General features: G+C 64.1%; 19 protein-coding genes and 1 pseudogene. 14 read left to right on the top strand and 6 right to left on the bottom strand.

Annotated features, from left to right (window positions below; genetic code table 11):
- Positions 1-23: 23 nt before the first annotated feature.
- Positions 24-401, top strand: a complete 378-nt coding sequence (locus JQ621_RS05830; protein ID WP_212233426.1) for a VOC family protein — start codon at positions 24-26, stop codon at positions 399-401.
- 61 nt (positions 402-462) lie between these two features.
- Here JQ621_RS05830 and JQ621_RS05825 read toward each other — a convergent pair whose 3' ends face one another.
- The gene (locus tag JQ621_RS05825; RefSeq protein WP_212233425.1) at positions 463-1,068 is read right to left on the bottom strand and encodes an LOG family protein; all 606 of its coding nucleotides are present in this window, start codon (positions 1,066-1,068) and stop codon (positions 463-465) included.
- Positions 1,069-1,268: 200 nt separating this feature from the next.
- On the opposite strand from JQ621_RS05825, the gene JQ621_RS05820 reads away from it, so the two are divergent.
- From JQ621_RS05820 to JQ621_RS05800, 5 genes and pseudogenes are all read left to right on the top strand, one after another.
- A complete protein-coding gene (locus tag JQ621_RS05820) occupies positions 1,269-3,224 on the top strand; it encodes an ABCB family ABC transporter ATP-binding protein/permease (RefSeq protein ID WP_212233424.1) in 1,956 nt (651 codons plus the stop codon).
- A 57-nt stretch (positions 3,225-3,281) separates the two neighbouring features.
- Positions 3,282-4,007, top strand: a pseudogene (locus JQ621_RS05815) (phosphatidylserine decarboxylase); the annotation flags it as partial.
- 76 nt (positions 4,008-4,083) lie between these two features.
- Entirely contained in the window at positions 4,084-4,968 is an 885-nt protein-coding gene (locus tag JQ621_RS05810) for a CDP-alcohol phosphatidyltransferase family protein (protein ID WP_212233422.1), read from the top strand.
- 120 nt (positions 4,969-5,088) lie between these two features.
- Entirely contained in the window at positions 5,089-5,808 is a 720-nt protein-coding gene (locus JQ621_RS05805; protein ID WP_212233421.1) for an RraA family protein, read from the top strand.
- A gap of 261 nt (positions 5,809-6,069) precedes the next feature.
- Complete coding sequence (locus tag JQ621_RS05800; protein ID WP_212233420.1) at positions 6,070-6,876, top strand: hypothetical protein; 807 nt, start codon at positions 6,070-6,072, stop codon at positions 6,874-6,876.
- Between the two features lie 18 nt (positions 6,877-6,894).
- Here JQ621_RS05800 and JQ621_RS05795 read toward each other — a convergent pair whose 3' ends face one another.
- On the bottom strand, positions 6,895-7,719 hold the full coding sequence (locus JQ621_RS05795) for a tetratricopeptide repeat protein (protein WP_212233419.1): 825 nt from the start codon (positions 7,717-7,719) through the stop codon (positions 6,895-6,897).
- Positions 7,720-7,854: 135 nt separating this feature from the next.
- On the opposite strand from JQ621_RS05795, the gene JQ621_RS05790 reads away from it, so the two are divergent.
- From JQ621_RS05790 to JQ621_RS05755, 8 genes are all read left to right on the top strand, one after another.
- Positions 7,855-8,679 carry an SDR family NAD(P)-dependent oxidoreductase gene (locus JQ621_RS05790; protein ID WP_212233418.1) on the top strand — a complete coding sequence of 275 codons (825 nt, stop codon included), beginning with the start codon at positions 7,855-7,857 and terminating at the stop codon, positions 8,677-8,679.
- A gap of 212 nt (positions 8,680-8,891) precedes the next feature.
- Positions 8,892-9,665: a motility protein A gene (locus JQ621_RS05785; protein WP_212233417.1), complete on the top strand. Its 774-nt coding sequence runs from the start codon at positions 8,892-8,894 to the stop codon at positions 9,663-9,665.
- A 23-nt stretch (positions 9,666-9,688) separates the two neighbouring features.
- Positions 9,689-10,516 carry an OmpA/MotB family protein gene (locus JQ621_RS05780; protein ID WP_212233416.1) on the top strand — a complete coding sequence of 276 codons (828 nt, stop codon included), beginning with the start codon at positions 9,689-9,691 and terminating at the stop codon, positions 10,514-10,516.
- 148 nt (positions 10,517-10,664) lie between these two features.
- Positions 10,665-12,563 (top strand): potassium transporter Kup, encoded by a 1,899-nt coding sequence (locus JQ621_RS05775; protein WP_212233415.1) that lies wholly within the window; start codon positions 10,665-10,667, stop codon positions 12,561-12,563.
- Between the two features lie 153 nt (positions 12,564-12,716).
- On the top strand, positions 12,717-14,645 hold the full coding sequence (locus tag JQ621_RS05770) for a potassium transporter Kup (protein ID WP_212233414.1): 1,929 nt from the start codon (positions 12,717-12,719) through the stop codon (positions 14,643-14,645).
- 172 nt (positions 14,646-14,817) lie between these two features.
- Entirely contained in the window at positions 14,818-15,144 is a 327-nt protein-coding gene (locus tag JQ621_RS05765) for a rhodanese-like domain-containing protein (protein WP_212233413.1), read from the top strand.
- Positions 15,145-15,151: 7 nt separating this feature from the next.
- A complete protein-coding gene (locus JQ621_RS05760) occupies positions 15,152-16,333 on the top strand; it encodes an aminotransferase (protein ID WP_212233412.1) in 1,182 nt (393 codons plus the stop codon).
- 6 nt (positions 16,334-16,339) lie between these two features.
- Positions 16,340-17,452, top strand: a complete 1,113-nt coding sequence (locus JQ621_RS05755; RefSeq protein WP_212233411.1) for a polyamine ABC transporter substrate-binding protein — start codon at positions 16,340-16,342, stop codon at positions 17,450-17,452.
- 162 nt (positions 17,453-17,614) lie between these two features.
- On the opposite strand, the gene JQ621_RS05750 is transcribed toward JQ621_RS05755, so the two are convergent.
- Genes JQ621_RS05750 through JQ621_RS05735 form a run of 4 tightly spaced genes read right to left on the bottom strand, consistent with a single transcriptional unit; the run spans position 17,615 to position 21,523 of the window.
- On the bottom strand, positions 17,615-18,547 hold the full coding sequence (locus JQ621_RS05750) for a lipid A biosynthesis lauroyl acyltransferase (RefSeq protein ID WP_212233410.1): 933 nt from the start codon (positions 18,545-18,547) through the stop codon (positions 17,615-17,617).
- A gap of 8 nt (positions 18,548-18,555) precedes the next feature.
- Positions 18,556-19,833, bottom strand: a complete 1,278-nt coding sequence (locus tag JQ621_RS05745; RefSeq protein ID WP_212233409.1) for a beta-ketoacyl-ACP synthase — start codon at positions 19,831-19,833, stop codon at positions 18,556-18,558.
- A gap of 20 nt (positions 19,834-19,853) precedes the next feature.
- The gene (locus JQ621_RS05740; RefSeq protein ID WP_212233408.1) at positions 19,854-21,056 is read right to left on the bottom strand and encodes a beta-ketoacyl-ACP synthase; all 1,203 of its coding nucleotides are present in this window, start codon (positions 21,054-21,056) and stop codon (positions 19,854-19,856) included.
- Complete coding sequence (locus JQ621_RS05735; protein WP_212233407.1) at positions 21,053-21,523, bottom strand: 3-hydroxyacyl-ACP dehydratase FabZ family protein; 471 nt, start codon at positions 21,521-21,523, stop codon at positions 21,053-21,055. The genes JQ621_RS05740 and JQ621_RS05735 overlap by 4 nt, the downstream gene beginning before the upstream one ends.

The raw sequence follows: 21,523 nt of genomic DNA, 5'->3' as shown, positions 1-21,523 counted from the left end.
ACGAGGAGAGAGGGGCGTGACCAATGATCGATCACATCTCCGTCGGCGTCAGCGAACTCGAACGCGCCGTCAGGTTCTACGAGGCCACGCTCGCCGCGCTCGGCCTCACGCGTCTCGTCACGCGGCCGCGCACGGTCGGCTTTGGCAAGAGCTATCCGGAATTCTGGATCAACTTACGCGAGGCCATGCCGCATGTAGCGCCGGAGAGCGGCGTGCACATCTGCCTGCGTGCGAAGACGACAGGCGAGGTCGATGCATTCCACGCTGCAGCGCTCGCAAGCGGTGGCGCATCCGACGGCGCGCCGGGCATCCGCCCGCACGATCGCGTGCGCTACTACGCGGCGTTCGTCACGGATCCTGACGGCAACCGCATCGAGGCGGTGACGTTTCCGCAGGAGTAGCGCATGATCCGGAAAAGTGTGTAGCGGTTTTCCGAAAAGATCATGCGCCAACAAAAGGCTCTTACAGCTTGCGCGCGACGTCCGGCGCCATCTGCGTTTCCGCCTCGGCGATCTGGGCCGCAGCCGACTTCAGCTTGGGCAGGATGTCCTCGACGCGATCGGCCTTGAGTATATCGACCGACAGGCCGGCGCGGATGAACTCGGTGTGGCGCATATGCGACAGCAGTGAGAACAGCGGTTCCCAGAAATTGTCGATATTGGCGAGCAGCACCGGCTTGGCGTGACGGCCAAGCTGTTTCCAGGTCAATTGCTCGACCAGTTCCTCCAGCGTGCCGACGCCGCCCGGCAGCGCCACGAAGGCGTCGGAGCGTTCGAACATCAGCCGCTTGCGCTCATGCATGTCGGGGGTGACGATCATCTCCTGCACCCGGGTCAGCGCGTTCTCGCGCTTGCGCAGGAATTCGGGAATGATGCCGGTGACGGTGCCGCCGTGATCCAGCACCGAGGTGGCGACCGAGCCCATCAGGCCCAGTGAGCCGCCGCCATAGACCAGACGGATGTTGTTCTCGGCGAGCGCCTTGCCGAACGCCTTGGCGCCTTCGGTGAAGTGGGGATTGGTTCCGGGACCGGAGCCGCAATAGACACAGACGGTTTTGATCGTGCTCATTGATGCCATGATGCATTGCAGCGAAGGGCCGTCAAGCCCTTCCGGTGATTCGGACTACCCGGAAATCTACCGGTAAATGACGACAAACAATCGAAGATTCGCCATCTGGCTGGGTGCGCTTGCCCACGGAAGCTTCTATATGACGAACGAAAATCGCAAATCGCGCCGCCCCGCATCCGGCGGGCCTTTCAGGATTCTTGATGAGCCCACCTCATTCGCCCCACGTTCCCGACGTGCCCGAGCCTTCCGGCGGACCGCTGGAGCGAGCCACCCTGATAGGCACGCTGGCCCATCTGTGGCCCTATATCTGGCCCGGCGACCGCGCCGACCTGAAGATGCGGGTGGTCTGGTCGGTCGTGCTGCTGCTCGCGGCCAAGCTGATCACGCTGACGGTGCCGTTCAGCTTCAAATGGGCGACGGACGCACTGACGGGCGCCAACACCGCGCCGCTGCAGGCCAGCAATTGGCACCTCTGGGTGGTTGCATCGCCGCTGCTCCTGACTGCGAGCTACGGCGTCATGCGCATCGTGATGGCGGTGCTGACGCAATGGCGCGACGGCATCTTCGCGCGCGTCGCCATGCACGCCGTGCGCAAGCTTGCCACCATCACTTTCGTCCACATGCACGAGCTGTCGCTGCGCTTTCACCTGGAGCGCAAGACCGGCGGCCTGACCCGCGTTCTCGAGCGCGGCCGCTCGGGCATCGAGGTCATCGTCCGCATGGTGATCCTGCAGCTGATCCCGACCATCGTCGAGGTCAGCTTGCTGGTGGCCGTGCTGCTCTGGCAATTCGACTGGCGCTACGTCGTCGCGACCCTGATCACGGTCGCGGTCTACATGTACTACACCTACATTGCGACCGAGTGGCGGATCGGCATCCGCCGCAAGATGAACGATTCCGACACCGAGGCGAACACCAAGGCGATCGACTCGTTGCTCAATTACGAAACCGTCAAATATTTCGGCGCCGAGGCCCGCGAAGCCCAGCGTTACGACAAGTCGGTCGCGCGCTACGAAGACGCGAGCATCCAGACCTACACGTCGCTGGCGGTGCTCAACACCGGCCAGGCCGTGATCTTCACGCTGGGCTTGACCGCCACCATGCTGATGTGCGCGATCGGCGTGCGCAACGGCACCAATACGGTCGGCGATTTCGTGCTGGTCAACGCCATGATGATCCAGCTCTACCAGCCCTTGAATTTCATGGGCATGGTCTATCGCGAGATCAAGCAGGCGATCATCGACATCGAGAAGATGTTCAGCGTGATCGGCCGCGAGGCCGAGATCAAGGATATGCCCGATGCAAAGCCGCTGGTGGTTTCCGCCGGCAATGTGCGTTTCGAGGACGTTCGCTTTGCCTATGACCCGGCACGGCCGATCCTCAAGGGTATCAGCTTCGAGGTGCCGGCCGGCAAGACGGTTGCGATCGTCGGCCCGTCGGGCGCCGGCAAGTCGACCATCTCGCGGCTCCTGTTTCGTCTGTACGACATATCCGGCGGCAAGATCCTGATCGACGGCCAGGATATTCGCGAAGTCACGCAGGCCTCATTGCGCGCCGCGATCGGCATGGTGCCGCAGGACACGGTGCTGTTCAACGACACCATCCGCTACAACATCCGCTACGGCCGCTGGGACGCCAGCGACGCCGAAGTGGAGGAAGCTGCGAGCCTCGCGCAGATCGACCGTTTCATCCGCATGGCGCCGTTGGGCTACGAGACCCAGGTCGGCGAGCGCGGCCTGAAGCTGTCGGGCGGTGAAAAGCAGCGCGTCGCGATCGCGCGCACGGTCTTGAAAGCGCCGCCGATCCTCGTCCTGGACGAGGCGACGTCGGCGCTCGATACCCACACCGAGCACGAGATCCAGGGCGCGCTCGACCGTGTCGCCAAGAACCGCACCTCGCTGGTGATCGCGCACCGGCTCTCGACCATCGTCGGTGCCGACGAAATCATCGTGCTCGACCAGGGCCGTATCGCCGAGCGCGGCACCCATTCGAGCCTTCTCGCGCAGGGCGGTCTCTACGCCAGCATGTGGAACAGGCAGCGCGAGGCCGAGGCGGCGCGCGAGAAACTGGCCCGGATGGCCGACTCGAGCGAGGCGCCCAACCGGGAGCCTCCGCCGGTCGAGGACGCCCTGACGGTGCCCGCGGCCGCGGAGTGAGCTTGTCTCCGGTCCCAACTCTGGCCTAAACAGGCCCACCGCGCGCGACGACCCGCGCCAGCAACCCCTGAGCGGCAGATAGCGATGTCCATTCTCGATTCGATCCAACGTCAGATTCCGCCGATCCACAAGGAGGGCTACCCCTTTATCGGCATCTTCGCGCTGGTGAGCATCATCCTGATGTGGCTGTGGTCGCCGCTGGGCTGGATCGGCACGATCCTGACCGTCTGGTGCGCGCTGTTCTTCCGCGATCCGGTGCGCGTGACGCCGGTGCGGGACGGCCTCGTGGTGTCGCCCGCCGACGGCCGGGTCTCGATGATCACCATGGCGCTGCCGCCGGCCGAGCTCGGGCTCGGCGACCGGCCGCTGCCGCGCATCTCGGTGTTCATGAGTGTGTTCAATTGCCATGTGAATCGCAGCCCCGTCGCGGGCAGGGTGGACCGCATCGCCTACCGGCCCGGCCTGTTCATCAATGCCGAGCTCGACAAGGCGAGCGAGGACAATGAGCGCAACTCGCTGGTCATCTCGACGCCGCAGGGCCGCATCGGCGTGATCCAGATCGCAGGCCTCGTGGCCAAGCGAATCGTGTGCTTCGTCAAGGAAGGCCAGGCGGTCGGCGCCGGTGAACGGTTCGGCCTGATCCGCTTCGGCTCGCGGCTCGACGTCTATCTGCCGGTCGGCACCAAGGCGCTGGTGTCGGAGGGGCAGACTGCGATCGCCGGCGAAACGATCCTGGCAGACCTGACCGGGGACGACCCGGCCCGTGCCTATCGCGCCAGTTAACCAATAGTCGCGGTTCCACCGCGATGGCGGAGGCGAAAGCGGCTTGCTATATCCCACTGTGAGGTGAGGACGAGCCATGACGCCCTTTGACGTGAGAGACCCCGACATCCGCCGCCGCCGGTTCCGCCCAATCCCGGTGCGGATGCTGGTGCCCAACGTCATCACGCTACTGGCGATCTGCGCTGGCCTGACGGCGATCCGGCTCTCGATCGAAGGGCGGATGACGCTCGCCGTCTACGCCATTGTGTTCGCAGCCGCGCTCGACGGCATCGACGGCCGCATCGCGCGCCTGATCAAGGGCCAGTCCAAATTCGGCGCCGAGCTCGACAGCCTCGCCGACTTCGTCAATTTCGGCGTCGCGCCCGGCCTGATGCTGTATTTCTGGCAGCTGCACGAGCTCGGCAATGCCGGCTGGATCGCGGCCATGGTGTTTGCCATCTCCATGTGCCTGCGGCTTGCGCGCTTCAACGCCACGCTGGACGATCCGAACAAGCCGGCCTTTGCCGCCAATTTCTTCACCGGCATGCCGGCGCCGGCCGGCGCAATTACCGTGATGCTGCCGATCTACGCAGCGTTCCTGGATCTTGGGCGCTGGCCCGCGTCGCTCACGGCGGCCTACACGTTGTTGATTGCCTTCCTGATGGTGTCGCGCCTGCCGGTATTCTCCGGCAAGAGCATGCGTATGCGGGTGCCGCCGGAACTGGTGTTGCCGGCATTCGTCGCGGTCATCTTCTTCATCGCGCTTCTGATCAGCTATCCCTGGTACGTGCTCTCGATCGGCACGGTGTCGTATCTGGCCTCACTGCCGCTCGGTTTCAAATCCTATCGCGACCAGGCCCGCGCGGCGGAGGCCGCGGCGCCGGCAGCGGGCGAGGTCTCGTCGCCCCCCTCGGCGCCGACGATGGCAAGCCTGTCCGAGCCGCCGCTCGACGACGACGATCGGCCCGGGCGGCTGCACTGAGCGATCGCAGGCGGATATCTGCCATGAGAGCGCCTGAGTTGGGTCGAGACCCGATCTCGGCTATATCGCGCTGGACCGGCGGCATCGCGTCAATCAGCCGCCAATCTGGGAGAAAACGCCGTGACCAATACCGCGACCGGGCCGCTGCCCGCTTCCGTCCTTGAAGCGCTGGGCCGCTATGACACGCCGACGATCTGCAATGCCATGGAGATCGTGGCGCCCGAGCGCCGGTTGATCGGCTACACCACCAAGCAGCTGGTCTGCCCGTTCCCGAATCTGCCGCCGATCGTCGGTTATGCCCGCACCGTCGCGATCCGCTCGGTGCTGAAGTCCTCGCTGCCGGCCGACGAGCAGTCGAAGCGCCGGATCGAATATTACGAATATGTCGGCACTGGCCACGGCCCGCGCATCTCGGTGATCCAGGATATCGACGGCCCCGACGTCGGCTACGGCGCGTTCTGGGGCGAAGTTCAGAGCAACGTGCACAAGGCGCTCGGCTGCCTCGGCGTCATTACCGACGGCTCGATCCGCGATATCCCGCAATGGGCCCCGGGCTTCCAGGCACTCGCCGGCTCGATCGGCCCGTCGCATGCGTGGGTGCATGCGGAGAGCTTTGGCGGCGAGGTGCGCGTCGCCGGCATGACCGTGAGGTCGGATGATCTGATCCACGCCGATCAGCATGGCGCGATCATCATCCCGCTCGAGGTTGCCGCAAAACTCCCCGAGGCTGCCGAGCTCTGCGGCCGCCGCGAAACGCCGATCCTCGAGATCGCGCGCAGCCCCGACTTCTCGCTGGAGAAGCTCAAGGCCGCGCTGAAGCGCTCGGCGGAGATCCACTGACCGAACCGCGCATGTCGGGTCACCAATGTCGTCAACGCTGGTGACCCGGATGCTGCATTGAACGCCTTCTCGCTGCCGAAACGACCGCGACGCTGTCAACGGTGTCTCGCGAAAATCTGGCGTCGCTTCCTTCAAATTTCAGTCATGCATCCTTGAGTTGAATGTCTCGGCGCACCTCGCTACAACAAGGCCTCGTCGAGGGTTGTTCCGATCGGCGCGGGGGCAGTGGTGGGCCGGGTACAGCGTTGGACGCAAGGCTTTTTGACGGATTTTCGTCGTTCCGGCGTCGGTCTTGGGTTCTCGATTGCAGGCCATGTGATCATTGCGCTGCTCCTGTTGCTCGAGCTTTTTGCTCGGTTCGAGCCGCTCCCGCCTACTGTAACTCCCGTGGAAGTCGTGATCGAGAAGCCTCCAGAGGCGCCGCCTCAAAAGGACGCTTCGAACGCGCAGAATAGTTTGGATGACCGTCTGCCCACCATTGCGGATGACGACAAGCGGGCCAAGGCGCCGCTCGCAGCTTTGAACGTCAATGGTGTCGATCGCCCAAAGCAGCCCGGGCGCGATGGCAGTGACCCCAGTTCGGTTTTGGCCGGACTTCCACTCCCAACAGGAGACAGTGGGCCGACCGCTGGCGGTACGCCAAGTCAATCACGGGTCGCAATCGCGGCGCCTATCGGCCCTGCCTTGCCGCAGACAACAGCGCGCGTGCCCGGCGAAGACGACTACAACGCGCTCAAAGAGCAAAAGGTTATGTGCGGGATCATGGCCAGGACTGCGATGCGAACTGCTCCAGTTCGGGTGCAAGCGAGGGTGACGGCTCTCCTGACTGAGGCCCAAAGTGTCGCCGGGACTCGATCGACCCAGGCCGATCGGGACAGACGTACGAACCCGAAATATTTGAGAAATCAGTATGTCTCGGTACAGACAACGGAAGGAGACAGGAGGGGCGTTGCGCTTCCTCCCGGATTGGTCGTGAATGTCGGCGACATGATTGAATTCGACCGGGGATACATCGATCCGTCGGACTCCTGCCAATTCATCCCGAACCTTGCTGTCCGCAAGCTTTGAGGACGTGACCGGCGCTCGCTAGAGAGAGCGTGAATCGGACTTTGGAGCAGGGCCGCATCGTTGAGCGCCATAGGTCTCCATCAGCTTTTGCGCGCGCGCCGTGTTGCGCGAGGGCGGATCTATGGCGATCCAGCTCATGATGGTCTCCACCGCGTCGCATGGTCGGTCCAGGGAGGCATAGAGGTTGGCGAGCTCGAGAAAGACCCATTCTCCGACCTGGCGTGGGGATGGGCTGAGTTGGATCGTCGACTTGTATTCGTTCACGGCTTCCGCGCCGCGGCCGGCGGCGACCAGCGCCTTGCCGCGGAAATAGTGGAAATTCGCGATCTCCGGCCTTGCTGACGTCAGTGCGTTCGCGACGGCGAGTGCCTTTTCGGTGTCGCCGACCTTGAGGAAGAGTCCGCCGGCCGTTGCCTGCTCGCCTTCGCTCCCGGGGCAGGACAGGCTGAAGCCCATCAGCGCCGAAGCAGCCAGCCGCTGCTCTCCGTTCGCGGCCAGGACGTTGGCGAGCGAAGCGATGGCTTGGTGGTCGCACTTTTCATGGATAAGCCGCGTCAAGGCACCGGCCACACGATCTTCAGCGAACAGACGCGGGGGCAGGGCGGAAATTCCCAATTGCCGATAGGTCGTTGCGAACTGTTGTTGCGACGGTGCCAGGCCGGACATCTCTTCGAGCGCATAGAACGCACGCTTGGCGCTGTCGCTGAATGTGTAGCCCATGAGGGCGAGGATGACAGCGCCAACGAACAGCAGGAGAATGCGGGTCGACCAATCGCTCGACGCAGGCGCGGGCACGAGCCGCTGGCCGGGCGTCACAAGCGGCGGTTCGGATTCAATTTGCATGACACGCCCAAGCGGCATTGCTGGAACATATTTGAATGCCGAGTATGCACACAAGTAAAGGGCTAGTCAGCCCAGAGCAATCGCCGGATTGGCCCCCGGCAGGAGCAATTCGATTCCAGAGCCTGGAGTGACGACATGGACATGCGCGGCAGGACGGTACTCATCACGGGCTCGACCGATGGGGTCGGGCGCCATGTTGCGACCCATTTGGCCGCCGAAGGCGCGAATGTCCTGATCCATGGGCGGAGTTCCGAGCGCGCCAAGGCGTTGATTGATGAGATCGTGAAGGCCGGTCATGTGGCGCCGACCTTCTATCAGGCTGATTTGTCGTCGATGGCAGGCACGCGCGAGCTCGCCGCGGCGGTGACCCGAGATCACAAACGTCTCGACGTCTTCGTCAGCAATGCCGGCATCGGCTCGCAGAACGACGGGCCGCAACGGCAAGAGAGCCGCGACGGTCACGAACTGCGATTTGCCGTGAACTATCTCTCCGGCTTCCTGCTCGCCCATCTGCTATTGCCGCTGTTGAAGGCTGCCGCGCCCTCGCGCATCGTCAACGTCGCCTCGCTCGGCCAGCATCCGATCGACTTCGACGACGTCATGATCACGCAGGGCTACAGCGGCTCGCGTGCCTATGCGCAGAGCAAGCTGTCGCAGATCATGTTCACGATCGATCTTGCGGAGGAGTTGATGGGCACCGGCATCACCGTGAATGCGCTGCACCCGGCGACCTACATGAACACCACGATGGTCCGCGCCGGCGGCATGACGCCGATGTCGACCGTCGAGCAGGGCGGTGCGGCGATCCTGCATCTGGTCGAGGGCGACGACGTCGCCGGCACGAGCGGCCTGTTCTTCAACGGAATGAACGAGGCCCGGGCCAATCCACAGGCCTACGATGCCGACGCGCGCAGGCGCCTGTGCGCGCTCAGCCTGAAGCTGACGGGGCTGTCGTCCTGACGGCCTCCTTTATGGTTAGCAAAGCGTTGAGATTCATGTCGCGGAACGGCAAAGCCGCCGTCATATCGGCGCGTTGCGCCACTCGGTCGCGCTGGCTGAACTTAACCTTTACGCGGCTTTAAGGGCGGCCCTCTAGGGTTTCCAATGCGGTTCGGGGTTGGACCGTGCCACCGGCCAGGACGGCCGTTGTTGCGTTCGCTTTGGAGACTCCCATGGATATCATGACGGGCGCCGGCCTCGTGGCGGGTATGATCGTCATCGCGACGATGGTGTTTCTGGGCGGCGATATCGGCATGTTCATGAGCGATCATGCTGCGATCATCATCTTCGGCGGCTCGGCCGCCGCGACCATGATCCGTTTTCCGCTCTCGGTGCTGGCCCACGGCCTGCCGCTCGGCATGAAGTTCGCCTTTACGATGAGCCGGCTGTCGGCGCACGACCTGGTCGATGAGCTTGCCCGCATTGCCGAGATCGCCCGCAAGCAGGGCCCGGTCGGCCTGGAAAAGGTCGAGACCGACGAGCCGTTCCTCGCCAAGGGCATCCGCTATGTCGCCGACGGTTACGACCTCGATTTCATCAGGGACAATCTCGAACGCGACCGCGACAATTTTCTGCTGCATCTCAATGAAGGCAGCAAGATCTACCGCGCCGTCGGCGACTGCGCGCCCGCGTTCGGCATGATCGGAACGCTGATCGGCATGGTGCAGATGTTCTCGAACATGTCGGATCCATCGAAGCTCGGCCCATTCATGGCGACCGCGCTGCTGGCGACACTCTACGGTGCGCTCGTCGCGAACCTGCTCTGTCTTCCGATCGCCGACAAGCTGCATGGCAAGCTGATCGACGAGGAAACCAATCGTACGCTGATCATCGACGGCATTCTGATGATCCGCGACTCCAAAAGCCCGACTCTGGTGCGCGAAATGTTGCTGGCTTATCTGCCCGAGAAGCACCGTCACGCCGAAGGTGAGCCGGTTCCGGCGTAACGCTGGACGCCGGGATCTGACCCATGGCAAAGAAGAAACGCGAGGAAGCACACGGCGGCCACGGCTGGTTCGTGACGTTTGCCGATCTGATGGCGTTGCTGCTGGCGTTTTTCGTGATGCTCGTCGCGTTCTCCACCCAGGATGCGAACAAGCTGAAGATCGTCGCAGGCTCGATGCGCGAGGCCTTCGGCGTCCAGAGCGAGGCGCGCTACGCCGGCATCATCGAGTCCGACGGCCTGCCGACCCGCGCGCGGCTGAAGAACGTCGACCATATCCAGCCTGAGGAATCCTCCAACACGCCGACGCCGGACCAGGAGGATCGCGACCGCACGCAGGGCGCGAAGATGAAGATCGATCGCAATTTTGCACTGGCCGCCGCCTCGCTGCGCCAGGCGCTGCAGGACATGCCGGAACTCACCGAGATGTCCAAGCACATCATGTTCGAGGAAACCAAGCAGGGCCTCAATCTCGAGATCGTCGACCAGGACGGCCGCTCGATGTTCGCGGACGGCTCCAAGGTGCCTTATGATCGCACCCGTCGGCTGATCGAGAAGCTGGCGGTTCCGCTCAAGGCGACCCCTCTGCGCGTCTCCATCGCGGGCCATACCGCGGCGGGCTTCGTGCCGACCCGGAGCGACTACGGCGCCTTCGACCTGTCGGCCGATCGCGCCAACGCCGTGCGCCAGATCCTCGAACGCGAGGGCCTGCCGCCGTCGCACATCTTCGCTGTTTCCGGCAAGGCGGATACCCAGCCGCTGTTCCCGGACGATCCGTCGCTCGCCGCGAACCGCCGCGTGACCATCACCTTGATGCGCGAAGATCCGCCGCTGCCGCCGAACTTGAAGCCCTAATCTCTCTGCGCTACCATTTTACCTGGAATGTCCGCCACGACGGCGACCAACGTGGCTGGCGCATGCTATGGTAGCCGCCGATTGACCGGCGCGCCGAAGCGCCGAAAGGCGCCGGATCAATTCCAGGGACGAAGCGTTTTTCACCCTCATGACGGCGAGCATCACATCGACCGAGACCCGGGATGGGCCGGTCACCTCAGGCTTTTGGTCCCTCACGCTCGGGAGCATCGGCGTCGTCTTCGGCGACATCGGCACCTCGCCGCTCTACGCGTTTCATGAGGCGGTGAGAGGTGCGGCCCATGGTGCGCCGGTGACGCCGTCGATGGTGCTCGGCGTGCTGTCGCTGATCCTGTGGGCGCTCTTGATCGTCGTCACCGCCAAATACGTCCTGCTGCTCCTGCGCGCCGACAATAACGGGGAGGGCGGCACGCTCTCCCTGATGGCGCTCGGACAGCGCGCGCTGGGACGGCGGAGCTGGCCGCTGCTTGCGCTTGGCGTGGTTGGCGCCTCGATGTTCATCGGTGATTCCATGATCACGCCGGCGATCTCGGTGCTGTCGGCGGTCGACGGCCTCAAACTCGCGACGCCGGCATTCGAGCATTATGTCGTGCCGCTCACAGTGCTGATCCTGGTGCTGCTGTTTGCGGTGCAGAGCAAGGGCACCGCGCTGGTGGCCTCGGCCTTTGGACCTGTGATGGTGATCTGGTTCACTGTCCTGGCGGTGCTGGGCGTCATCCACATCGCCGACGATCCGTCGGTGCTGGCCGCGATCAATCCCTATTACGCGCTGCAATTCCTGCTGTCCCACGGCACGATCGGCCTCGTGACGTTAGGGGCGGTCTTCCTCTCCGTGACCGGCGGCGAAGCGCTCTACGCCGATCTCGGTCATTTCGGCCGCAAGCCGATCCAGTCGGCATGGATGTTCTTCGTGCTGCCGGCGCTGCTGATCAATTATTTCGGGCAGGGCGCGCTGGTGCTGTCTGACCCGAGCGCGATCGAGCATTCGTTCTACCGCATGGTGCCCGAGCATCTGGTGCTGCCGCTGGTGGGGCTTGCGACTGCGGCCACCGTCATTGCGAGCCAGGCGGTGATAACGGGCGCCTATTCGCTGGTCCATCAGGCGGTGCAGCTTGGCCTCTTGCCGCGCTTCGAGGTGCGCTACACCTCCGAGACACATGCGGGGCAGATCTATCTGCCCCGCGTCAACCGATTGCTGCTGATCGGCGTGATGCTGCTGGTGCTGTTGTTCCATACGCCCAGCAATCTGGCGTCGGCCTACGGCATCGCAGTCTCCACCACCATGGTCGCCGACGGCATCATGGGTTTTGTGGTGATCTGGAAATTGTGGAACTGGAAGGCCGCGGCCGCGGCGGCCGTGATCCTGCCCCTCGTCATGGTCGATATCACCTTCTTCAGCGCCAATTTGCTGAAGCTGCTCGAAGGCGCCTGGGTCCCGCTGCTGTTTGGTGCGGCGATGGCTGGGACGATCTGGACCTGGCGGCGCGGTTCGGGGATCCTGATCCAGAAGACGCGCCGGATCGAGGTGCCGCTGGACGATCTGATCCGCAGCCTGGAGAAGCGGCCGCCGCACATCGTCAAGGGGACCGCGGTGTTCCTTACCAGCGATCCCGCCTTCGTGCCGACCGCACTGTTGCACAATCTCAAGCACAACAAGGTGCTTCACGAGCACAACGTGATCCTGACCATCGAGACAGCGCATACACCGCGTGTCGATCTCTCGGAGCGCTTCAAGATGGAGAAGATCAGCGAGAAGTTCTCCAAGGTCCGCTTGCGCTTCGGCTTCATGGAGCAGCCGAACGTGCCCAAGGCGCTGGCGATTGCGCGCAAGCAGGGCTGGCAGTTCGACATCATGTCGACGTCGTTCTTCGTGTCGCGACGATCGCTGAAGGCGTCAGCGCAGTCCGGTATGCCGCTCTGGCAAGATCATCTGTTCATCGCGCTCAGCCGGTCTGCGAACGATGCGACCGACTATTTCCAGATTCCGACCGGCCGCGTGGTTGAAGTCGGAACCCAAGTCACCATCTAGGGGTCGATTGGGGGCAAAGCCGGACCCATGCTAATTTTGCATGCCAAGGGCCCAGAATCGGGCTAGGCTATGCCGGCAGCGCAGGACTATAAGCCGCGCGCTCTCTTCAGCCGTTGTGCAGTGAAGCATTTTTAGAGGCCACCAGGCTCTCCCATGACAAGTGACGTAGCAGTTCCCGCCCCGGAAACGGCGGCGACCAATGGGCATGGCGACGCCCACACCACCGCCGGGTTCGGCGCGCTGACGCTTGGCAGCATCGGCGTAGTCTATGGCGACATCGGCACCAGCCCGCTCTACGCGTTCCGCGAGGCGGTAACGGCGGCATCCGGTGCAGAAGGCGCGCCGACGCCCATGGCCGTCCTCGGCGTGGTGTCCCTGATCCTGTGGGCGCTGATCATCGTGGTGACGCTCAAATACGTCGTGATCCTCCTGCGCGCCGACAATAACGGCGAGGGCGGCACGCTGGCGCTGATGGCGCTCGCCCAGCGCGCGGTCGGCACCGGCGGGGCGACCATCGTCATGCTCGGCATCATCTCCGGCGCCCTGTTCTACGGCGATGCGGTGATCACGCCGGCAGTTTCGGTGCTGTCGGCGCTCGAAGGCATGAAGGACGTCACGCTGCGGTTCGAGCCTTACATCGTTCCGCTGACCGTGCTGATCCTGGTCTTCCTGTTTGCCGCGCAATCGCGCGGTACGGCCCGCGTCGCGGCGTTCTTTGGACCGGTGATGTGCATCTGGTTCGCCGTCATCGCGGCTTTTTCGATCGGCCCGATCGTTCAGCAGCCGCAAGTGCTGCTCGCGCTGAACCCGTTCTATGCTGTGTCGTTCATGCTCCACCACGGCATCATCGGCTTCGTCACGCTGGGTGCGGTGTTCCTGGCCGTCACTGGCGCCGAGGCCCTTTATGCCGACCTCGGCCATTTCGGCAAGCGGCCGATCCAGACCGCCTGGCTGTTCATCGTGCTGCCGTCGCTGGCGCTGAACTATCTGGGGCAGGGCGCGCTCGTCCTCGGCGATCCCGCCGCGATCGAGAGCCCGTTCTTCCAGCTCTTCCCGCAAGGCCTTGTTCGCGGCAGCATGGTCGTGCTGGCTACGGCCGCGACCGTCATCGCCAGCCAGGCCGTCATCACCGGTGCCTATTCGCTGACGCGCCAGGCGATTCAGCTAGGGCTGCTGCCGCGCTTTGAAATTCGCCATACATCTGAAGCCCATTCCGGCCAGATCTTCATCCCGCGCATCAACCAGCTGCTGCTGGTGGCCGTGATCATGATGGTGCTGCTGTTCCGCTCCTCGAGCGCACTGGCGTCCGCCTACGGCATCGCCGTGACCGGCACCATGGTGGTGACTGGCATGATGGGCTTTGTCGTGATCTGGAAGGCCTGGAAGTGGTCGCCGCTGGGGGCCGCCGCGTTGATCGCGCCATTCCTGTTCCTCGACCTGACCTTCCTCGCTGCGAATCTTCTCAAGGTGTTCGAGGGCGGCTGGGTGCCGCTCGCACTCGGCTCGCTGATGATCATCATGATGTACACGTGGCGGCGCGGCAGCCGGCTGCTGTTCGAGAAGTCGCGCAAGCTGGAATTCCCGCTCGCCGACCTCGTGGCGATGCTGGAAAAGCGGCCGCCGCAGCGGGTGCCGGGAACCGCGGTGTTCCTGACCAGCGATCCCCTGAGCGCGCCGACCGCGCTGATGCATAGTCTGAAACACTACAAGGTGCTTCACGAGAAGAATGTCATTCTCACCATCGAGACCGCGCAGACCCCGCGCATCGATCCGGCCGAGCGGGTGAAGCTGGAGGCGATCAGCCCGACCTTCTCCAAGGTCACGCTCAAATTCGGCTTCATGGAATCGCCCAACGTGCCGAAGGCGCTGGCGATCGCCCGCAAGCTCGGCTGGCAGTTCGACATCATGTCGACCTCGTTCTTCCTGTCGCGCAGGGCTCTCAAGCCCGCTGCCCATTCCGGCATGCCGCGCTGGCAGGACCGGCTGTTCATCTCGCTCAGCCGCTCCGCGAACGATGCCACCGACTATTTCCAGATCCCTTCGGGGCGCGTCGTCGAGGTCGGCACGCAAGTCACGATCTAAGCCGACGATCTAGGGGCGGGATTCAAAGCCGCACTTCAAGTCGCTGCGATTTAGCTTTAACTTGCGCAAGGCAGCTCAAGCCTTTGTAGCGCTTGATTTTCGCATGCCGAGAGGCGAGGTTGCGCGCCGGCCGGGATCGCCCGGCGGGCGACCTGCGGCGTTGGAGGATGAAGTGGCAAATCAAGTACAGGATCTGACCCCCCAGGAGGTTTCCAAGGGTGTCGCGGAGGGCCGCTATCTGCTCGTCGACGTCCGCGAGCCCAACGAGGTCGAGGCCGAGGCCTACCCCTATGGCGTGGTCGTGCCGCTCTCGACCTTCGATCCCAAAGCGATCCCTGATCCGGAAGGCAAGCAGGTCGTGTTCGCCTGCCGCTCGGGCAAGCGCTCGGTGACCGCCTCGCTCGCCGCCCAGGCCGCGGGCCTGCCTTACGACAAGCATCTGGCCGGCGGCATGCTCGGTTGGAAGGCGGCGGGGCTTCCCAGCAAGGTCGGCGGCTAAGCCGGCGATGACGACCAAGAGCTCATCGCTGAACAAGGTCTTCGCCGACCTTCCCGTCACCATCTTCGAGGCGATGTCGCAGGCCGCGCGCGACAATGCCGCGATCAATCTCGGCCAGGGCTTCCCCGACGATCCCGGCCCCGAGGACATCCGCCGCGCCGCGGCCGACGCCTCGCTCAACGGCTACAACCAGTATCCGTCGATGATGGGCATCCCGGAGCTGCGCCAGGCGATTGCAACCCATTACGGCCATTGGCACGGGCTCACGCTCGATCCGATGAGCGAGGTGATGGTGACATCAGGCGGCACCGAGGCGCTGACCTCGGCGATCCTCGCGGTGGTGCAGCCCGGCGACGAGGTCGTCTGCTTCCAGCCGGTCTACGATTCCTATCTGCCGATCATCCGCCAGGCCGGCGGCATTCCGCGCCTTGTGCGGCTCGAGCCGCCGGGCTGGCGACTGAATGAGGACATGCTGAAAAGCGTCTTCAATTCAAAGACCAAGGCGGTGCTGTTCAACAACCCCTTGAATCCCAGTGCGGTGGTCTATCCGCGCGAGGATCTCGAACTCCTGGCGCGCTACTGCCAGCAGTTCGACGTCATCGCGATATGCGACGAGGTCTGGGAGCACGTCACTTTCGACCAGCACAAGCACATCCCGCTGATCACCATCCCCGGCATGCGCGAGCGCACCATCAAGGTCGGCTCGGCCGGCAAGATTTTCTCGCTCACGGGCTGGAAGATCGGCTTCGTCTGCGCCGCGCCGCCCTTGCTGCGCGTCGCGGCCAAGGTGCACCAGTTCCTGACCTTCACCACCGCGCCGAACCTGCAGGCCGCCGTCGCCTACGGCCTCGGCAAGCCCGACGAGTATTTCCTGTCGATGCGCAAGGATCTGACGCGGAGCAGGGACCGCCTGACCAGGGGGCTGGAGAGCCTCGGCTTTCCCGTGCTGAAGTCGCAGGGCACCTACTTCCTCACCGTCGACCTGTCGCCGCTCGGGCTGAACGAGAGCGATGCCGAGTTCTGCTGGCGGATCGTGAAGGACTACAAGGTCGCAGCCATCCCGGTCTCGGCGTTCTACGAGCAGGACCCCGTGACCTCGGTGGTGCGGTTCTGCTTTGCCAAGAAGGACCAGACGCTCGACACCGCGCTGGAGCGGCTGTCGGACGCGATACGGGCTCGAAAGAGGTAGATGAAAATGACGAACGTCAGCCGCAACAGGTTTTGCCTGGGTTTTGCAATCGCCGCCGCGCTGACGTTGCTTTCTGCCCCCGCCGGGGCCGAGGAGCGGGTCGTCAACTTCTACAACTGGTCGAACTACATGGCGCCCGACGTCCTTGAGGCCTTCACGAGGGAGACCGGCATCAAGGTGGTCTACGACACGTTCGATGCCAACGAGACGCTGGAGACGCGCCTGATGGCCGGCAAGTCCGGCTACGACGTCGTGGTGCCCACCGCCTATTTCCTGCAGCGCCAGATCAAGGCGAACATCTTCCAGAAGCTCGACAAGGACAAGCTGCCGAACCTCGCCAATGCCTGGCCGATGGTGACGAAGAATCTCGCGACCTACGATCCCGGCAACGCGTTCGCCGCGAACTACATGTGGGGCACGACGGGCATCGGCTACAACGTCGCCAAGGTCAGGCAGATCCTGGGGGCTGACGCGAAGATCGACAGCTGGGACATCGTCTTCAAGCCGGAGAATTTGGCGAAGTTCAAGGACTGCGGCGTCCACATGCTCGACTCCGCCGACGATATCTTTCCGGCGGCGCTGAGCTGGCTCGGGCTCGATCCGAACTCGACCAAGCAGGCCGACCTGGAGAAGGCCGCCGAAATCGTCGCCAAGGTTCGGCCCTTCGTGCGCAAGTTTCACTCCTCCGAATATCTGAGCGCACTGGCGACCGGCGAGATCTGCTTTGTCGTCGGCTGGTCCGGCGACATCATGCAGGCCCGCGCCCGCGCGGCCGAGGCCAAGAGCGGTGTCGAGATCGGCTATGCCATTCCGAAGGAGGGTGCGCAGATGTTCTTCGACAATCTCGCGATCCCTGCGGATGCGAAGAACGTCAAGGAAGCCTACGAGCTGATCAACTATCTCTACCGCCCCGACGTCGCCGCCAAGAACTCGGACTTCCTGTCCTACGCCAACGGCAACCTCGCCAGCCAGAAGCTGGTCGATCCGAAGATACTCAACGACAAGAACATCTATCCGGACGAGGCGACGCTCGCAAAGCTGTTCGTCATCACGGCGCGTGATCCGGCCACCCAGCGCGTCATCAACCGGCTGTGGACCAAGGTGAAGACGGGGCGGTAGCGGGGCCGCGGTCGGTCGGAAGACTGATCCCGCAACTCAAATCCGCAAAACAACCCCATGCACAGTAGAGCCGCGACGCACGGACTGGCTGCGCTGATCGCGCCTAAGTCGTGACGCGACTTGGTCAAATCGACGCCCGTGCGCAAAGTCTCGAGCCCGGCGCTACCGCCACCTGCGGTGCAGCCACAGCCACTGCTCGGGATGTTCGCGCACCCAGCCTTCCACCACATTGGTGATCGCCTGCGTGGTGCCCTGGACGTCGATCTTGCCGTCGGCGTCGCGCACCGGCGGGATCGCTTCCGTGAGCTCGGTGCGGAAGCGGAAGTTGGGGAGACGGATGACGCGCACGCCGTGGATGGGGCACTCGACCTGGCGGAGCAGGCGGGCCAGCATCGGGTTGGCGCGGGTCTTGCGGCCGAAGAAGGTGACCTCGACGCCGCCGGTCAGATACTGGTCGACCAGCATGGCGACGTGCTTGCCGTCCTGCAGCGCCTGTCCGAGCCGCAAGGGTGCATCGCGCCCCGCGGGGATCAGCGTGCCCATGTTGACCTGACGCATCTGCTGGATGATGCGGTCGGCGGAGGCGATGTTCGGACGGCGGTAGAGGATCGCGGTGTCGAGCCCGTGCGCGACGGCGGCGAGTGCCGGCAATTCCCAATTGGCCAGGTGCGCGGCGAAGATCAGCGCCGGCTTGCCGTCGTCCCTGAGCTGGTCATGCAATTCGACGGTGCGCGCGGGCAATTCGATGCGGCTGCGCTCCGGATGCGCGCGATCGTAGTCCCAGACGTGGTCCATATGGGCGAATTCGGCGCCGACGCGGCCGAGATTGTCCCACACGCCCATCAGGATCTCTTCGATCTCGTCCGGCGATTTCTCCGGAAACGCCGCGGTGAGATTGGCGCGGCCGATGCGATGCTCGCGCAGGCGCGGGCCAATGGCCTTGGTGACGCGGGCGAAAAAGTCCGACGTCTTGACCGGATCGAAATAGCGCGTGGTCTTCAGCATGCCGACGGTGGCCGCGCCAATCAGGCTGCCGCCGATCGATTTCGCTGCATTGCGCGCGCGAATCTTGGTGCCGATAGAAATCAGCGCCATGCGCCCGGTCAGGCCGGTTCGCGGGTCAGGATCAGCGAGGCGTTCTGGCCGCCGAAGCCGAACGAATTCGACATCACGGCCGTGACGCGCGCATCGCGCGCCTTGTTGCCGACCACGTTGAACAGGATCGTCGGATCCGGTGTCTCATAGTTGATGGTCGGCGGAATGCGCTGATGCTCGAGCGTGAGCAGGGAGAAGATCGCCTCGACCGCGCCCGCGGCCGAGATGGTGTGGCCGACCATCGACTTGTTCGAGGTGACCGGGATCTTCTGCGCGAGATCGCCGAACACGGCCGAGGTCGTGTTGAACTCCATCTTGTCGTTCTCGGGCGTCGCAGTGCCGTGCGCGTTGATGTGGTCGATCTGGTCCGGCGTCATGCCGGCATCGGCCAGCGTCTTGTTCATGCAGCCGATGATCGGCTTGCCATCGGGAGACGAGCGGGTGCGATGGAACGAGTCGGTGAGCTCGCCGCAGCCGGCGATCACACCCAGGATCTTTGCGCCGCGCGCGGTGGCCGCCTCATAGCTTTCGAGCACGAGGGCGCCGGCGCCTTCGGCCATGACGAAGCCGTCGCGGTTCTTGGAGAAGGGGCGGGAGGCTGCCTGAGGCGGATCGTTCTGGGTCGACAGCGCCGACAGCAGCGAGAAGCGCACCAGCGCTTCCGGATTCACCGTGCCGTCGGTGGCGACGCAGAGCGCCGCGTCCGTCTCGCCGCGGCGGATCGCCTCGACGCCGAGCTGGATCGAGGTTGCGCCGGATGCGCAGGCCGTCGACAGCGAAATCGGCGAGCCCTTGGTACCAAAGGTCTCGGCGAGGTGGGCTGCGACCGAGCCGAACATGAAGCGGTGATGAAATGCGCTGTACTTGCCGCCGCCGGAGATGCGCAGCAGATCGTCGTAAGTGAAATCCTCGGCGCCGACGGCGCGGCCAAGCTCGCGCCGCTGCGGCCACTCGACCTCGACCGGCGCGACCGCCAGAAAGAGCGGACCCGGGAAATCGGCCTTGGCGCCGATGCCGGCCTGCTCCAGCGCTTCCTGGGTGACGAGTTCAGCCATGCGCTCGGACAGGCCAGTGGAGGAAAACGGATCGACGCTGACGAAATCGACCGTGCCGGCCATCGTGGTCTTCAGGCCGTCGACCGGAAAGCGCGTGATGGTGCGGATGCCGGATTCACCTGCGACCAGTTTCGACCAATTGTCGGCCTTGCCGGCGCCGAGCGAGGTCATGATGCCCATGCCCGTGACGACGACGACGGGACGTCCGAGTTTGTCGCGTGGTGCAGTCATGTGTCCCCCGATAGAGCTCGCTAAACGGCCTCGACCAGCGCCATGCCTTCGCCGCGCCAATGTCCGGCTCCCACCACGACAATCTGGGTGGGAGCACCCTGCATTTCAATCTCGGTTCCGGTCGAATCGTTCGGCGGAAACAGCGCGCCACGCGAGATCGAGAGCGCCGCGAGCGCAATTCCGAGCGGAAACTGCGTCTCCATGGTGTGGCCGAACATCGTACCGGTGGCGCGCACCGGGAAGTCCGCGTGCTTCTTTAGGAAGTCGCGCTCCTCGGACGTCGCCGGCTCGGCACCGGTTGCGCCCGAAATGATCGCGCCCTTGCCGGCGCGCTTCGGCAGCTTGTCCCACAGTTTCTCGAGCGTGGCTTCCATGTCGCCGCCCTGCTTGCGGCGGGCCAGATCAGTCACGACGCTCGACAGCTTTGCGTACGGCTTGGCGCCGCGCGCCTCGGCATGAGCCCTGGATTCCAGCACCAGGAAGGCGCCGGCCGAGCCGAGCGCGAAGCCGGCGTGGTCCTTGCGAGCCCAGACGGGGACGAACTTGTTCTTCAGATTGAAGTCGCCGAACTCGTAGAGCACCAGGAGGTCCTTGCGCTCGCCATTATGCGAGCCGCCGACCAGCGCAATGTCGCTCTCGCCCGAGGCGATGCGCGACAGCGCGATGCGCAGCGCATCGGCGCCCGCAACCTCTTCGCCCATGAAGGTGCGTGAGGTGCCGCCGAGACCGTTGACGATGGCAATGTTGCCGGCGAGCAGATTGGAGAGCTGGGCCAAGAACAACGTCGGCCTGAGGTCGCTCATCAGCCGCTCGTTGAGGAAGCCGGGCGCATTGGCGCCCTTGGCTTCGGCGTTCAGCACGCCCGTGTCGACGTTGAGGTCGCGCTCGCCACCGCCGGCGGCGACCACCATGTCGATCTTCGACAGGATGTCCTTGTTGCCCTTGATGCCGGCCGAGTCGAGCGCGAGGCCCGCGGCATAGACGCCGATGCGCTGCCAGGCTTCCATCTGGCGCTGGTCGCCCTTCTTGGGGATCTGGCTGTCGAAGGTCACAGGCAGCAGCGGGTGCACGATGAAGGGCGCAAAGCCCTTCTCGTCGACATTGATGCGCTTTTCCTGGAGCGCGGCCCAGTTGGCGTCGAGCCCTTCGCCGAGCGAGGTGGCAAGACCAATGCCGGTGATCCAGACTTCCGTCTGGCCGGGCTTCGAAGCAGTGTCAGTCATGGCGAGACGGCCTGTTGCGGAAAGCCGACGCGTTGTGCGACCGCGTCCATGTATCCGCGCATATCCGAATTGGGGAAGGGGATCAGCGTGAAGGTGAGGGCCGAATTCGCACGCAGCTTGCCGCCAACCCGAATCTTCGCCTCGGTCATCGCATAGCCCGAGCCTTCATGGGCGATGCTCGCCTCGAGCGTCATGAGGTCGCCGGGAAACACCGAGCCGCGCACCTTGGCTTCCTTCACGGCAGCAAGAATCGGCATGCGCTCGAACTTGAGGACGCCAAGCAGGAGAAAGCCCGAGGCCTGTGCCATGGATTCGATCAGCAGCACGCCGGGCATCAGGGGATAACCCGGGAAATGCCCCTCGAAGACAGGGCTCTCCTTGGGCACATGGGCCTCGACGACGATCGTCTTCTCGTCGACCTTGAGGTCGACGATGCGATCGATCATTTGGAAGTATTCGAGTTGCAT

Source organism: Bradyrhizobium manausense (assembly GCF_018129685.1).
Lineage (GTDB): Bacteria > Pseudomonadota > Alphaproteobacteria > Rhizobiales > Xanthobacteraceae > Bradyrhizobium > Bradyrhizobium manausense_D.
Note: the sequence above shows the minus strand (reverse complement) of the source record. Positions and strands in the feature narration are given on the sequence as shown.

Excerpts from the sequence above, each read along its gene's own strand:
- JQ621_RS05830 (WP_212233426.1), top strand. The coding sequence starts at position 24 with ATGATCGATCACATCTCCGTCGGCGTCAGCGAACTCGAACGCGCCGTC.
- JQ621_RS05825 (WP_212233425.1), bottom strand. The coding sequence starts at position 1,068 with ATGAGCACGATCAAAACCGTCTGTGTCTATTGCGGCTCCGGTCCCGGA.
- JQ621_RS05820 (WP_212233424.1), top strand. The coding sequence starts at position 1,269 with ATGAGCCCACCTCATTCGCCCCACGTTCCCGACGTGCCCGAGCCTTCC.
- JQ621_RS05810 (WP_212233422.1), top strand. The coding sequence starts at position 4,084 with ATGACGCCCTTTGACGTGAGAGACCCCGACATCCGCCGCCGCCGGTTC.
- JQ621_RS05795 (WP_212233419.1), bottom strand. The coding sequence starts at position 7,719 with ATGCAAATTGAATCCGAACCGCCGCTTGTGACGCCCGGCCAGCGGCTC.
- JQ621_RS05790 (WP_212233418.1), top strand. The coding sequence starts at position 7,855 with ATGGACATGCGCGGCAGGACGGTACTCATCACGGGCTCGACCGATGGG.
- JQ621_RS05785 (WP_212233417.1), top strand. The coding sequence starts at position 8,892 with ATGGATATCATGACGGGCGCCGGCCTCGTGGCGGGTATGATCGTCATC.
- JQ621_RS05780 (WP_212233416.1), top strand. The coding sequence starts at position 9,689 with ATGGCAAAGAAGAAACGCGAGGAAGCACACGGCGGCCACGGCTGGTTC.
- JQ621_RS05775 (WP_212233415.1), top strand. The coding sequence starts at position 10,665 with ATGACGGCGAGCATCACATCGACCGAGACCCGGGATGGGCCGGTCACC.
- JQ621_RS05770 (WP_212233414.1), top strand. The coding sequence starts at position 12,717 with ATGACAAGTGACGTAGCAGTTCCCGCCCCGGAAACGGCGGCGACCAAT.
- JQ621_RS05760 (WP_212233412.1), top strand. The coding sequence starts at position 15,152 with ATGACGACCAAGAGCTCATCGCTGAACAAGGTCTTCGCCGACCTTCCC.
- JQ621_RS05755 (WP_212233411.1), top strand. The coding sequence starts at position 16,340 with ATGACGAACGTCAGCCGCAACAGGTTTTGCCTGGGTTTTGCAATCGCC.
- JQ621_RS05750 (WP_212233410.1), bottom strand. The coding sequence starts at position 18,547 with ATGGCGCTGATTTCTATCGGCACCAAGATTCGCGCGCGCAATGCAGCG.
- JQ621_RS05745 (WP_212233409.1), bottom strand. The coding sequence starts at position 19,833 with ATGACTGCACCACGCGACAAACTCGGACGTCCCGTCGTCGTCGTCACG.
- JQ621_RS05740 (WP_212233408.1), bottom strand. The coding sequence starts at position 21,056 with ATGACTGACACTGCTTCGAAGCCCGGCCAGACGGAAGTCTGGATCACC.
- JQ621_RS05735 (WP_212233407.1), bottom strand. The coding sequence starts at position 21,523 with ATGCAACTCGAATACTTCCAAATGATCGATCGCATCGTCGACCTCAAG.